The organism is Arcobacter sp. ISO1, assembly GCF_058105185.1.
This window is the reverse complement of record NZ_CM176573.1, coordinates 3,068,918-3,082,347: the sequence shown is the minus strand read 5'-3', so window position 1 is coordinate 3,082,347 and position 13,430 is coordinate 3,068,918. Positions and strand designations below refer to the sequence as shown.

The 13,430-nt window shown below is 27.5% G+C and carries 12 protein-coding genes; 7 read left to right on the top strand and 5 right to left on the bottom strand.

The features are described from left to right. Position 1: 1 nt before the first annotated feature. From AC2TY9_RS15250 to AC2TY9_RS15230, 5 genes are all read right to left on the bottom strand, one after another. Positions 2–1,327, bottom strand: coding sequence for a Na+/H+ antiporter family protein (locus tag AC2TY9_RS15250; RefSeq protein ID WP_489778424.1), 1,326 nt, complete (start codon positions 1,325–1,327; stop codon positions 2–4). Between the two features lie 110 nt (positions 1,328–1,437). Beyond that, positions 1,438–1,773 (bottom strand): hypothetical protein, encoded by a 336-nt coding sequence (locus tag AC2TY9_RS15245; protein WP_489778423.1) that lies wholly within the window; start codon positions 1,771–1,773, stop codon positions 1,438–1,440. Beyond that, on the bottom strand, positions 1,766–2,113 hold the full coding sequence (locus tag AC2TY9_RS15240; RefSeq protein ID WP_489778421.1) for a hypothetical protein: 348 nt from the start codon (positions 2,111–2,113) through the stop codon (positions 1,766–1,768). Before AC2TY9_RS15240 ends, AC2TY9_RS15245 begins: the two co-directional genes overlap by 8 nt. After that, positions 2,114–2,404, bottom strand: coding sequence for a type IV pilus modification PilV family protein (locus AC2TY9_RS15235; protein WP_489778420.1), 291 nt, complete (start codon positions 2,402–2,404; stop codon positions 2,114–2,116). Beyond that, positions 2,391–3,155 (bottom strand): pyrroline-5-carboxylate reductase, encoded by a 765-nt coding sequence (locus tag AC2TY9_RS15230; protein ID WP_489778418.1) that lies wholly within the window; start codon positions 3,153–3,155, stop codon positions 2,391–2,393. The genes AC2TY9_RS15235 and AC2TY9_RS15230 overlap by 14 nt, the downstream gene beginning before the upstream one ends. Positions 3,156–3,281: 126 nt before the next feature. On the opposite strand from AC2TY9_RS15230, the gene AC2TY9_RS15225 reads away from it, so the two are divergent. From AC2TY9_RS15225 to AC2TY9_RS15195, 7 genes are all read left to right on the top strand, one after another. Next, a complete protein-coding gene (locus tag AC2TY9_RS15225) occupies positions 3,282–3,974 on the top strand; it encodes an outer membrane protein assembly factor BamD (RefSeq protein WP_489778416.1) in 693 nt (230 codons plus the stop codon). A gap of 20 nt (positions 3,975–3,994) precedes the next feature. Beyond that, entirely contained in the window at positions 3,995–6,412 is a 2,418-nt protein-coding gene (lon, locus tag AC2TY9_RS15220; protein WP_489778414.1) for an endopeptidase La, read from the top strand. A 6-nt stretch (positions 6,413–6,418) separates the two neighbouring features. Then, entirely contained in the window at positions 6,419–6,988 is a 570-nt protein-coding gene (locus tag AC2TY9_RS15215) for a hypothetical protein (protein WP_489778412.1), read from the top strand. Further along, positions 6,963–7,523: a rhomboid family intramembrane serine protease gene (locus AC2TY9_RS15210; protein ID WP_489778410.1), complete on the top strand. Its 561-nt coding sequence runs from the start codon at positions 6,963–6,965 to the stop codon at positions 7,521–7,523. The genes AC2TY9_RS15215 and AC2TY9_RS15210 overlap by 26 nt, the downstream gene beginning before the upstream one ends. A gap of 515 nt (positions 7,524–8,038) precedes the next feature. After that, positions 8,039–9,085 carry an HD domain-containing phosphohydrolase gene (locus tag AC2TY9_RS15205; RefSeq protein WP_489778408.1) on the top strand — a complete coding sequence of 349 codons (1,047 nt, stop codon included), beginning with the start codon at positions 8,039–8,041 and terminating at the stop codon, positions 9,083–9,085. A 13-nt stretch (positions 9,086–9,098) separates the two neighbouring features. After that, positions 9,099–12,833, top strand: a complete 3,735-nt coding sequence (locus AC2TY9_RS15200; RefSeq protein ID WP_489778406.1) for an ATP-binding protein — start codon at positions 9,099–9,101, stop codon at positions 12,831–12,833. A gap of 11 nt (positions 12,834–12,844) precedes the next feature. Continuing rightward, entirely contained in the window at positions 12,845–13,384 is a 540-nt protein-coding gene (locus AC2TY9_RS15195) for a heme NO-binding domain-containing protein (RefSeq protein ID WP_489778404.1), read from the top strand. Positions 13,385–13,430 lie beyond the last annotated feature (46 nt).

The following is a 13,430-nucleotide window of genomic DNA, read 5'->3' as shown; positions in this document are numbered from 1 at the left end:
TTTAAAATACGTATACTGCAGCAATCCATCCAAATATAACTAGTGGAATATTATAGTGTAAAAATGTTGGTACGACTGAATCCCAAATGTGATCATGTTGTCCATCAACATTAAGTCCTGAAGTTGGTCCTAATGTACTATCTGAAGCAGGACTTCCAGCATCACCTAATGCAGCAGCAGTTCCAATAATCGTTATTGTTGCCATAACTGAAAAGTCTAATTGTAAACATAATGGTGCATAAATAGTTGCAATAATTGGAATAGTTGAAAAAGATGAACCAATTCCCATAGTAATAAATAATCCAACAAGAAGCATCAATAAAACTGCCAATGATTTATTATCCCCAATAATATCTACAACTGATGAGACTAATGTTTCAACTGCTCCTGTTGAGTTGATAACACTTGCAAAACCATTTGCTGCAATCATTATAAATCCAATCATACCCATCATTTTTAAACCCTTTGTAAAAAAATCTTGGGTTTGATTTGCCTTAATTACTCCTGCAACAATGAAAATTATAAAACCTGCTAAAGAACCTAAAATAATCGAATTTGTGTAAACTTGTAAAGCCAAAGCAGTAATAACTGAAATTAAAGCAACAAAGATATGAAAAAAATTAATCTCTTTTTTTTCTGATTCAATTTCTAATATTTTACTTATGTCATAACTTCTTTTTTCTTTATATGAAAAGAAAATAGCAACTAATAAACCTAAAAACATACCAAATACAGGAATTGCCATAGCTGTAGGAAGCTGAGCTGAAGTTGCTTTAACACCATTATCAACTAGGCTTTTTAATAATATTTCATTTAAGAAGATTCCTCCAAAGCCAACAGGAAGTAACATATATGTAGCAACTAAACCAAAGGTGATTATACAAGCAATTACTCTTCTATCTAATTGTAGTTTTGCCATTGAGTGAAGTAGAGGTGGAATTAAAATCGGAATAAAAGCAATATGAACTGGAACAAGATTTTGAGATGAGATTGCAGCAAATAAAATAAGTGCTAACATTAAGTATTTTACATAAATAAATCCTAAAGAAGATTCATCTGAAGATACTTTTTTAATTATCATATTTGATAATAAATCAGTTATACCAGACTTTGAAATAGCAACAGCAAAGGTTCCTAACATTACATAACTTAAGGCAATTGTTGCACCGTTACCTAATCCACTGTTAAAAGCTTTTATTGTTTCATTTAAATCAAGTCCTGCACTTAATCCCCCAACTATAGCTCCAACAATTAAAGCAATAACTATATTTACTCTTAAAAGTGAGAGTAAAACCATTAAACTAACTGCAATAATTACAGAGTTCATATCTTGTCCTTCTTAATAAGTTTTATTAAAATTACATAAATATTTTATATAAATTATATTTTTAAGGTGGAAGTTTACTCAAAAGCTTGTAAAAAAAACCTAAAGTTAGATTATTTGCTTAAGAAAATAGATTTATATACTCTTACATTAAAACCAATTGCCCTTACAGACATTTCGATTTCATATTTTTCTTCAGATACTTTTTTAAATAAAGCGATGATTTCAAATTTTGTATTTTCAATTTGAATCTTATCTAAAGTTTCAATATCTTCTAAAGTTTCAATAAATTTTTCTAAAAAATGTAGATGGTTGTTTGCTTGAATATATTTGTACTGGTTTTGAGTATTCACAGAGTTTATAGATTTTAATTCATATAAATTTATAGAGATTATTGAAAAAATAAATACTAAAATAATAGTTGAAAAAAGAGTAAATGACTTAATCATTTTGTATCTTCCAAACTTGAGATATTTTATCTTTTAGATTAATTTTAATAGTTATTAAATCAGTTTCTTTGTTTAAGGAAAATAATTTTACATTTGTTAATAATGTAGAATTTTCAAAATATAGAGTATTGTTTTTAAATTTCAAATTGCTTGACAAGTTGCTTTTATGTTTTTCTAAAAAAATCTTTGTGGCATTTAAATCAATTTTTAATATTGCTAATTCTTGATTTTCTATTTGTAGCTCTTGAATATTTTTAGCAAAGGATAGTGATGAGATAATTACAAGCGAACTTATAAAAACTACAAGTATTAGTTCAAATAAAGAAAAACTTTTTCTCATTTAGTTTATCTCATATTTGTAAAGATTTATCTTTTTATCTTTATATTCAATTTTCTTAACATTTAGATTTTTAATCTCTGAATCATTTATAATGATTTTTATAATGGAGTTTGTATTTGTAAAGTTTGAAGAGTAAAAATCTGTATTAAATGAATTTTCCAATTCATTTAATCTCATATACTCTTCATCAAAATTGTCATAGCTGGAAACTTTTGAAAAGCCAACTATAACAATAGATAAAAGAAATACGCTTACTAAAGTTTCAAATAAAGTAAAGCTATTTTTTTCCAATTTCGCAAGCTTTTTCATATGATGCTTCAATTGTTTTAATCATCGCATCCCTCACCGCTCCCTCTTCAAGTTTAGCAAAACCAGCTGCCGTTGTACCACCTGGACTCATCACAGAATCTTTAATAAGTGCAGGGTGTGATTTATCAAGAAGTTTTGCAAAACCTTCAAATAAGCCTTGAACAAGCTCATTACTAATCTCTCTTTCTAATCCAGCTTTAACAGCCCCATCACTTAAACTTTCAGCAATTAAACTTAAAAATGCTGGACCACTACCTGCAACAGCAGTTGCAATATCAAGCTGTTTTTCTGTATTTACCCAAACAGCTTTACCTATATAAGAAAACAATTCAATTGCAAGATTTTTAGCCTCCAAATCACCTGTTATAGTTGTAGTTGAACTAGAAACTGAAGCTGCTACATTTGGCATAGTTCTTACATAATATTTAGATTTAATTTGTTTTTTTAGTGTGTCTAGTTGAGTACCAGCTAATATTGAGAATAAAATATTTGCTTCCCCCTCAAGACGTGCCGCTACACTTTGAAGCGCATAGGGTTTTACACATAAAATTATGTTTTTATCTGTCATATCTTCATTATCAGATATTTCTCTTACTTCAATACCTGGGATCATTTCTTTTAACTGATTTAATTTATTTAAATCCCTTCCAATAATTTCAACTTCAAAATTATTTATTAAACCCTTTGCAAGAGCTTGTGCCATAAAACCATTTCCTATTAGAGTTAATTTCATTCTTATAAACCTTATTTAATTATTTAGTTTATTATAGCTAATTGATAAAATTAGGTCAAAAAAAGTAAGTAAGTAGCAAGGATTTATTAGATAGAATATTGCTTTTACGATATAAGGATTATTAAAATGAGATATCTTTTTAAATTTAGAAATTTACTTCTTGTCGCAGGAATAGCGTTTACATTCACTGCTTGTTCACAAAAATCAGAAAAAATTCAAGAATATGGAAAGCCTGCATTATACTGGTACAACAAAATGATCACTGAGATTAGTACTGGATATTTAGAGGATGCTGATGATACATATACTTCTTTAGAGAGTGAGCATAGAAATTCACCTTTATTGCCTACTGCACTGCTTATCCTTGCAAATGGACATATGGATGAAGAAGAATATCAATTGGCAAATTTTTATCTTGATGAATATATCAAAAGATATGCTTTAAGTAAAAATATTGATTATGTAAGATATTTAAAAATTAAAGCAAATTTTATGGGATTTGCATATGATTTAAGGGATCAACAATTAATTGAAGATACAATTGTTGAGATTGACAATTTTAAAAAGACTTTTCCAAGGTCACCATATATGCCATTAGTAAATACAATGAGTGGAAGACTATTTATGGCAAAGGCATCTTTAGATAAAGATATTTCTGATTTATATAATAGATTAGGTAAAGAAAAAGCAGCAATCTATTATTTAAAAAAAGCTAAAGATTCTTGGGTTGAACCAAAAGAGATAGAAGAAGTAGATGTTCCATTCTACAGATATCCATTTGAAAGAAATATGTTTTTAGATAAAGTTTATTTTAAATAGAAAATTAGGAGTTAGAATATATGGAATTAGAAAATTATGATTCTTTCCCACAACAAATACCATTAATTATTGAGGATGATGTATTTTTATATCCTTTTATGATTGCACCTTTATTTTTAAGTAATGAAGAAAATATTAAAGCAGTAGAAGATGCAATTGAATTTAACAAACTTGTAATAGTTAGTGTTAGTAAACCAGGGTTTGAGGGAAAAAGAGAAGAGGGTAGCTTCTATGATGTAGGCGTTATTGGAAATATTATGAGAAAAGTTAGTTTGCCTGACGGTAAAATTAAAGTACTTTTCCAAGGTTTAGCAAAAGGAAAAATAGAAAGTTTTAATATTGAAAGTCCTATTTATGTTGAAGTTGATAAGTTACAAGATGAAGAGTATTCAAAAGAAAGTGTAGACTCAATAGTTGATGTATTAAGAGAACAAGTTAAGAAATTATCAAGAATCAACTCAAAGTTTCCAGCTGATTTAATAAAAACAATTGAAGAAAATGATGATGCAACTAGAATTGCAGATTTAATTTCATCAGTTTTAAGGGTAAAAAAAGAGGATGCTTATAATCTTTTTTCTGAAACAAATATTGAAAAAAGACTTCTTGAAGTAGTTGAAACAATTAAAAAAGAGATTGAAAGCTTTAAAATTCAAAAAGAGATTACTCAAAAAGTAAATTCAAAAATTGAAAAAACACACAAAGATTATTTCCTAAAAGAACAAATTAAAGCTATACAAAAAGAGCTCGGTGGGGATAACCAAAAAGAAAATGAGATTAAAGCTTACAAGAAAAAGCTTAAAAAACTTAAAAAACATATGCCAATTGATGGTTATAAAGAAACAAAAAAACAAATTGAAAAATTAAGTAGAATGCATCAGGATTCTCCTGATAGTGCCTTACTTCAAACATATATTGAAAATGTTTTAGATATACCATTTGGTGAATTTTCAGATGAAAAAATCACTGTAAAAAGTGTAGAAGATCAATTAAACAATGACCATTATTCATTAAAAGTACCAAAAGAAAGAATTTCTGAATACTTTGCTGTAAAAGAGATGTTAGAGCAAAGAAAGATTGAAAGCTTAAAATCAAAAGGGACAGTTTTATGTTTTGTGGGACCTCCTGGTGTAGGTAAAACTTCATTAGCAAATTCTATCTCTTTGGCATTAAAAAGACCACTTGTAAGAGTTGCTCTTGGTGGGATGGAAGATGTAAATGAATTAAGAGGTCATAGAAGAACTTATGTTGGAGCAATGCCAGGTAGAATAGTAAAGGGTTTAACCGATGCTAAAAAAATGAATCCTGTAATTGTTCTAGATGAGATTGATAAGTTAGGTGCTAATCATAGAGGTGACCCAACTGCTGTTATGCTTGAGGTTTTAGACCCAGAACAAAACCATGAATTTAGGGATTTATACTTAAATTTTGCGATTGATTTATCTCAATGTATTTTTGTATCAACTGCAAATGATGCTAGAAGAATCCCACCAGCTTTAAGGGATAGAATGGAGTTTATTGAGATTAGTTCATATACTCCAAATGAGAAGTACTATATTGCCAAAGATTATCTAATCCCTCAAGAGTTAGAGAAGCATGGTTTAAAAAGAAGTGAAATAACACTTTCAAAAACAACTATAGAAACAATTATCTCTAAATATACTAGAGAAGCTGGGGTTAGAAACTTAAGACGAGTATTTGCAAAACTATTTAGAAAAGCAGTAAAAAAACTTCTTAAAAATCCAGAATGTAAAAAAGTTTCAATAAATACAAAAAATCTAAAAGAGTATTTAGATAATCCTATTTTTGAAATAGATCCAGCTGAAAAGAAAAATCAAATTGGTGTTACCAATGGTTTAGCTTGGACTGCAGTTGGGGGAGATGTTCTTAAAACTGAAGCTGTTAAACTAAGAGGAAAAGGGATTTTAAATGTAACGGGAAATCTTGGAGATGTTATGAAAGAATCTTCAAGAATCTCATATTCTGTTGTTAAACTTCTAATTGATTCTAAGAAACTAAAAATCAAAGATTCAATTATTCCTAAAACAGCAAAAGAGGAAGAGGAGAAAACTAAAGTAGACCCAAGTGAGGTTTACAAAAGATATGATATCCACTTGCATATTCCAGAAGGTGCAACTCCAAAAGATGGACCAAGTGCAGGTATAACTATGGCTGTTACAATTGCTTCAATTTTAAGTGAAAGAGAAGTTAAGTCTGATGTTGCTATGACTGGAGAATTAACTTTAACGGGAAAAGTATTACCAATTGGTGGATTAAAAGAGAAATTAATTGCTGCTTATAAAGCAAAAATGAAACTTGCTTTAATCCCTAGAAAAAATTATCAAAGAGATTTAGAAGAAATCCCTGATGAGGTTAAAGAAGCTATGGAGATTAAAGCAGTAGATACAATTGAAGATGTATTTAAAGAGACTTTAATCTAAATAAAAATGAGACGTGGGGCAAGAGATAGTCAAGTTATCAATAACTTTTTTTCTTTTGCTACCATAGTTATAATATCTGTTGTTTTAATTTTATATAAAACTTTTATACTCAAAGATGAATCTCCAAAGATAGAAAAACTTCAATGTCAAAAAGAATCATACACGACAGTTTTTGCCAATAATTTAGAAATATTAGAAAAATCATTCAATGGTATGGCTAAAGGTTATTACAAACTTGATGGCGGTATGATTGAATCTTCTTTAGAAAGTTCAAATTTAAAGAAAAATATCTCATTGGATGAGATTGATGGTTTTTATATTGAATCAATTGGTAATGAACCTAAAAAGAATATAAAAAGTTTTTTGAAAATAAACTATGAAATAGTTGAATTTGATAAAAAAGAGAGCGAAAAATTAGATTATGGAGTTCTGATGACCTCATTTAGAATAAATTCAAATGAAGTTTTTAGGGTAAATACGAATATAAAATTTATGTACAGTAATGGTATTAAAAAAAGAGTAGATTGTACAATGAAGGTTTTTAAAAATTATGTTGAATATTCAAGAAGAAAATAAATGGACACTTACTAATATAATCATTGGTATAACGATTGCTTTATATTTAGTTCAAACTAATGTTTTTACTTATGGTCCTCTTTTAATGGGATTAAATATCTATTTTACTGAAGCTGGTTTTCTTTGGCAACCTTTATCTTCGATGTTCGCCCATGGAGGCTTAGGACACTTAGCTATGAATATGTTTGTTTTATACCAATTTGGTAACTTAATAGAAAAATATAGAGGAAAAAAAGAGTTAGCAATAATATATTTTGTTGGAGGAATACTAACCTCTTTATTAAGCTACTTATATATTTATTATCTTGACCATCAAGTTAATCTTGTGGGAGCTTCTGGAGCTATTTGTGTATTACTAGGATATATTGCTTATTTTGATAAGTATCAAAGAAAAGGGATAATAACTTGGATATTAATTATCTCAGTAGCCCCTCTAATAATTGGTCTTCCTATTGCTTGGTATGCACACTTTATTGGATTAGGCTTAGGTTTTGTATTTGGAATTATTAGAAAAAAAACTTTAATTAATAGGTAACATAAAAAACGAAACAACATACATAACCGCTAAAACAAAAAATATTCCTATAAAGATATCTTTGATTTTAACTGTGGGGTTTAATATCCCACAATACGGGCATCTTCTTATTTTAGGTTGAATATCTCTTTTACAGTTTCTACAAGGCTCTAAATCTATTTTTTATCCTTTAAAATATTTGTTTAAAGTTTCATATAAGTTATCAGCTTGAATAGGTTTCTAATCCATCCATAACTGGCATATTAATATCAAGTAAAACTATATCATAAAAATTGTTTTTATATGATTCAACAGTAAGTTAACCATCTACAATTATTGCAAGTTTATTGAAGCTTAAAAATGCACTAGAAATAATTAAAAATAATAAAATTATAATTTTTTTAGTTTTCCTAGTATTTCAGCTTTTTAGAGAATTTAAAAATATTATTTATTATATATTAAGGCAAATAAATAATATATATACTATTAAGTTCAATGATTATAGAATATTGTATTTTAACTAAGGTAAAAGCTAAATGAATTTTTCAAATATGCAAATAGTATCAGTTGATGATAATAAAAATAATCTTTTTTTAATTGAATCAATATGTCAAGATATGGATTTAAATATAAAAAGTTTCTCCCAGCCTTTAGATGCACTTCTTTATTCACTTCAAAACAATGTAGATTTAATTATTACTGATTATATGATGCCAGAGCTTGATGGTTTAGAGTTTATTGAAGAGTTTAGAAAAAAGAAGAAAAATATACCTATTATTATGATTACAGCTGCTGGCTCAGATGAAAAAATTCACAAAAAAGCCTTTGAATTGGGTGTTAACGATTTTCTTAGTAAACCTATTAATGCAACATTATTTGAAGCAAGAGTAATAAATTTATTAACAAATCATCAAAATAGAATTTTAATAGAAGATAGGGCGAAACATTTAGAATCTGAAGTTTTAAAAGCAACTAAAGTATTGATAAAAAGAGAGCATGAGACATTAAGGATTTTGGGTAAAACAGCAGAGTATAAAGATCCTGAAACTGCATCCCATGTTGCAAGAGTAGCACACTATTCAAGAATGCTTGCAAGGGAATATGGTCTAAGTAAAGAGGAACAAGATATCATTTTTTATGCTGCACCATTTCATGATTTAGGGAAAGTTGGTATAGAAGATAAGATTTTATTAAAACCAGGAAAATTAGATTTTGATGAATTTGAGATTATGAAAACCCATGCCAAGATAGGTTATGAAATATTAAAAGATTCTCAAAGTGATTATTTAAAAGCAGGGGCTATTATTGCAATAACGCATCATGAAAAGTTCAATGGCAGTGGCTATCCAAATAAAATTAATGGTGAAGATATCCATATTTATGGAAGAATTGTTGCAGTAGTTGACGTTTTTGATGCCTTAACCTCCCATAGACCTTATAAAAAAGCTTGGAGTTTTGAGGAAGCATTAAATCTTTTAAGAGAGGAAAAAGGTAAACACTTTGATCCTAAAATAATAGAATTATTTGAAAAAAATATTGATGAAGTGAGTGAAATATATAATTCCTTTAAAGAAGAGTTATAATAAAGGTTTAATAATGAAAAATCTAAGTATCAAAGTAAAATTAATACTTCTTTTTATTTTTGTAAAAATTATTCCTTTATTGATTATTGCATATATCGCATATGTAGGCGTTTTAAAACTAGATAAATATATTCAAGATAGTACAAGATACTATTATAATAAAAACAAAGAAATTATTCTAAATACTGCAAATGAGTCTATTAAAGATAGTGTAAAGTTTTTAGATAAAAAATCACAACATGCCTTAGAAAGACTAACTTTTGAAACAGCAAATAAGATTGCCCAATTTCTATATGAAAGGGATGATGATATTCTTTTCCTTTCAAAAGTACAGTTAAATGATGAAATAATAAAAACTTTTTTTGAGAGTAAACAAAAAGAGATTTTAGTCCATGAAGATTTTATCTTTAATGATAATACAAATAAATGGGAATCAACTAAAAAGCCTAGCAAAGATATTAGAAATTCAGTTAATGCAGATTTAAAAGATAATGAAAAAGAGTTTAATTTTATTGATCCTTTGAAATTTACAAAAAAAATGATTCCTTTATATAAAGAGATAAACTATTTTGATTTAGATGGAATGGAGATTTACAAAACTTCATTGATAAATCAAGATCTTTTAGATGTTTCAAAAAAAGAAAATACGTATGTTAATTCTGAAAACTATTTTAATGAGATTTCAAATCTAAAAAAAGGTGAAATCTATGTTTCTGAAGTAATTGGTGAATATGTAAAATCAAATATAATTGGAACATACACAAAGAAAAAAGCCTCTAAAGCCAATATTGATTTTGAGCCAGAAAAAAGTGCCTATGCAGGAAAGGAAAACCCTGTTGGAAAGAGCTTTGAAGGTATTATTAGATTTGTAACTCCTGTATTTAAAAACAATATAAAAACAGGTTTTTTATCTTTAGCTTTAGACCATGAACACCTAATGCAATTTACAGACACTTTAAATCCTACCCAAGATGACCCAGTACAAAATATCTCTGATGCAAGTGTTGGAAATTATGCTTTTATGTGGGATTATCTAGGGAGAAATATTTCCCATCCTAGGGATTATTTCATCTCAGGATTTAATAAAGAATCAGGTCAACGAGAGATTCCATGGTTAAGTAGTGATTTGGCATCTAAGTTTAAATCTTCACAAAAACCTATTAATGAGTTTTTAAAAGATTATCCAACTTTTGAAGAACAATCACTTAGTAAAAAACCAAATTTATCACAAATAAAAAAAGGAACTTTAGGATTAGATTGTAGATACTTAAATTTTGCACCACAATGTCAAGGATGGATGCAATTAACAAAAAATGGAGGATATGGTTCTTTTATTATATATTGGAGTAAGGTTTGGAAACTTACAACAGCTGCTGCAATCCCATATTATACGGGCAGATATAAAGATTCTAAAAGAGGTTTTGGATTTGTTACAATTGGAGCAAATGTAGATGAATTCCATTCTGCTGCAAATGAAACAAAAAAAAGTGTAAATAAGATTTTAGATGAACAAACTGAACATATGGAAGAGATTATTAATGAGAATAAGACTGAAGTAAAAGCGTATATTAAATCATTAATTAACGAACTTACAATTATAACTTTATTGATGGTTCTTATTGTAATAGCAATAGCAATTGCAGTTTCAAACTATATAAGTGGGAAAATAAAAAAACTTTTAGTTGGTACACAAAAATTTATTAGTGAAAAGTTTGATTATAGAATTAAAGTTGATACAAATGATGAGATTGGTAATTTAGAACAATCATTTAATAAAATGGCTGATCAGATAGAAAACTTAATAAATGAACAAAAAATATTAAACGAAAATCTTGAAGAAAAAGTTGAAGAGAAAACAAGAGAATTAGTTGATATAAATGAGAATTTAGAAAATAAAATCACACAAAGAACAGAATATCTAAAACAAACACTAAAAAGGGCACAAAAAGCAGATGAAGCTAAATCTACATTTTTAGCTAATATGTCCCATGAGATAAGAACTCCACTTAATGCAATTATTGGTTTTTCTGAATTATTAAGCCAAAGAGAGGAATTAGAAACTCAAGTAAGAAAACAAGCTGATGTAATTCATTCAAGTGCAAATTCGCTATTAACAATAATAAATGATATTTTAGATATTTCAAAAATAGAAAGTGGTAATTTTGATATTACAATTGAAGAATCTGATATATATTTTATTAGTGAACATGTAGTTGAGCTTTTTTCAAAAAGAGCTATTGAGAACAATATAAGATTAGTATTAAATCTTGATCATAAAATCCCACCTTGTCTTATGACCGATGGAGTAAGAATTAGGCAGGTCTTATCAAATCTTTTAAGTAATGCAATTAAATTTACTCAAAGTCATGGAACAGTCGAATTAAATATTTTTGTTGTTAAAACAAAAGATAGTGAAATAATAATTAGATTTGAGGTTATAGACAATGGTATTGGAATTCCAGATGATAAATTAAAAAATATTTTCCAACCTTTTGTTCAAGTTGATCATAAAACAAATAGACAATATGAGGGTACAGGTTTAGGTCTTAGTATTTGTAGTCATATTATAAATGCTTTTGGGGCACAGTTAAATGTACAAAGTGAAATTGGAAAGGGAACTAAATTTTGGTTTGAAATGGATTTTACGATATGTCCTAATACAATTTTTGATGATAAAAATTATCTAAGTAGTTTAAAATATACAATTGAAAAAGATAATAGTGACCTTTATCATTACTCAAAAAAATATCTTGATATCTTTGGAAAATCAACTTCAAATTTAAGTAGTGAGAATATTATCGTTTATCCATATGAAGACAAACTAGAATTAGATTCAATAAGAAAGAAATATCCAAATAATCCAATTTTGATTCTTTTGGAATATGAAAAAGACTCAAGACAATTTGGTCTAAGAAGTGACGAATTTTATGTTGCATTACCTTTTTATCCTTCAAAGATAAATGATGGATTAATGGAACTTCTTAGAAAAAAGAATAAAAATATTCCAACTGGGTACAATGAAAAAAAAGATAGTTATGACGGAAAAGTTTTAGTCGCTGAAGATAACTTTGCAAATCAAGAGTTGATTTCATATATCTTGAAATCTTTAGATATTGATTTTGCAATTAAAGAAAATGGAATTGAAACTTTAGAAGAGTATAAGAAAAACTCTAATTATGATTTGATTTTTATGGATATTAATATGCCAATTATGGATGGAGTCAAAGCCTTTAAAGAAATTAGAAGTTATGAAAAAGAAAAAGATTTGGAACAAACTCCAGTTATTGCTCTAACGGCAAATGCAATTAAAGGAGATAAGGAAAAATTTTTAGATTTAGGTATGAATGATTATTTAAGTAAACCTATTAATTCAAATGAATTAACAAGGGTATTTAAAAAGTTTTTAGGAAATAAACCATTAAAGATTTTAGAAGACAAAAAAGTAGAAAACTTTGGAATAGACTTAGAAAAAGTAATTGATAAATTAGGTGTAAATGAAAAAATAGCAAAAATGGTTGTTGAGAAATTTTCAAAAGATATTATCAAGGATATAAATGAACTAGAAAGATTTATTAAAGAAAATGACAAAGATAATATAATATTAAAGACCCATTATATTAAAAATTCATGTTTAAATGTTGTATTAGTTGATGTTTGCAATATTTTACAAGATATAGAACTTGGAAATATAGAAGATGATTTACTAGAGGAGAAATTTGAAGAAGTAAAAAAATTATTAGGAATTTAAAAGGAGATAAAATGAGGGGAGTCATTTTTACAGAGCTTATTGAGTTTGTTGAAGAGGCGTTAGGTTTTGAGGTTGCTGAAAAGATGATAGAAAAGGCACACTTAGGAAATGAAGGTGTTTTTTCTCAAGGGGGAAATTATCCTTTTAAGGATATGCAGAAGATGTTAATGGCTCTTTCTGAAATTACAGGGAAAAAGCCAAATGAACTATTATATCTTTTTGGTGAGCATCTATTTAGTATCTTAGTAAGGATCTACGGGCACAATATAAAAAATATTGGCAATTCTTTAGATTTTATTGATTCAGTGGAAAATTTTGTTCATGTTGAGGTGAAAAAACTTTATCCCGATGCAGAATTGCCATCTTTTGCAAGTATTGAAAAAAATAATAGTTTATTGATTATGATTTATAAATCAGAAAAGCGTCTTGAAGCTTTTGCACATGGATTGATTGTTGCTTGTGGGAAATATTTTGATGATAAATTAGATGTAAATTATGAAGTTATAAATCAAAATCCATATGAAGTAAAATTTATAATAAAGAAAAACTAATATGAATGAGAATTATAATCCTTAAAACCATAAAAAATTTCATATT

What these genes read in the sequence shown, in the direction of transcription:
- AC2TY9_RS15250 (WP_489778424.1), bottom strand. Translation starts at nt 1,327, where the DNA reads ATGAACTCTGTAATTATTGCAGTTAGTTTAATGGTTTTACTCTCACTT.
- AC2TY9_RS15245 (WP_489778423.1), bottom strand. Translation starts at nt 1,773, where the DNA reads ATGATTAAGTCATTTACTCTTTTTTCAACTATTATTTTAGTATTTATT.
- AC2TY9_RS15240 (WP_489778421.1), bottom strand. Translation starts at nt 2,113, where the DNA reads ATGAGAAAAAGTTTTTCTTTATTTGAACTAATACTTGTAGTTTTTATA.
- AC2TY9_RS15230 (WP_489778418.1), bottom strand. Translation starts at nt 3,155, where the DNA reads ATGAAATTAACTCTAATAGGAAATGGTTTTATGGCACAAGCTCTTGCA.
- AC2TY9_RS15225 (WP_489778416.1), top strand. Translation starts at nt 3,282, where the DNA reads ATGAGATATCTTTTTAAATTTAGAAATTTACTTCTTGTCGCAGGAATA.
- lon (WP_489778414.1), top strand. Translation starts at nt 3,995, where the DNA reads ATGGAATTAGAAAATTATGATTCTTTCCCACAACAAATACCATTAATT.
- AC2TY9_RS15215 (WP_489778412.1), top strand. Translation starts at nt 6,419, where the DNA reads ATGAGACGTGGGGCAAGAGATAGTCAAGTTATCAATAACTTTTTTTCT.
- AC2TY9_RS15210 (WP_489778410.1), top strand. Translation starts at nt 6,963, where the DNA reads ATGTTGAATATTCAAGAAGAAAATAAATGGACACTTACTAATATAATC.
- AC2TY9_RS15205 (WP_489778408.1), top strand. Translation starts at nt 8,039, where the DNA reads ATGAATTTTTCAAATATGCAAATAGTATCAGTTGATGATAATAAAAAT.
- AC2TY9_RS15200 (WP_489778406.1), top strand. Translation starts at nt 9,099, where the DNA reads ATGAAAAATCTAAGTATCAAAGTAAAATTAATACTTCTTTTTATTTTT.
- AC2TY9_RS15195 (WP_489778404.1), top strand. Translation starts at nt 12,845, where the DNA reads ATGAGGGGAGTCATTTTTACAGAGCTTATTGAGTTTGTTGAAGAGGCG.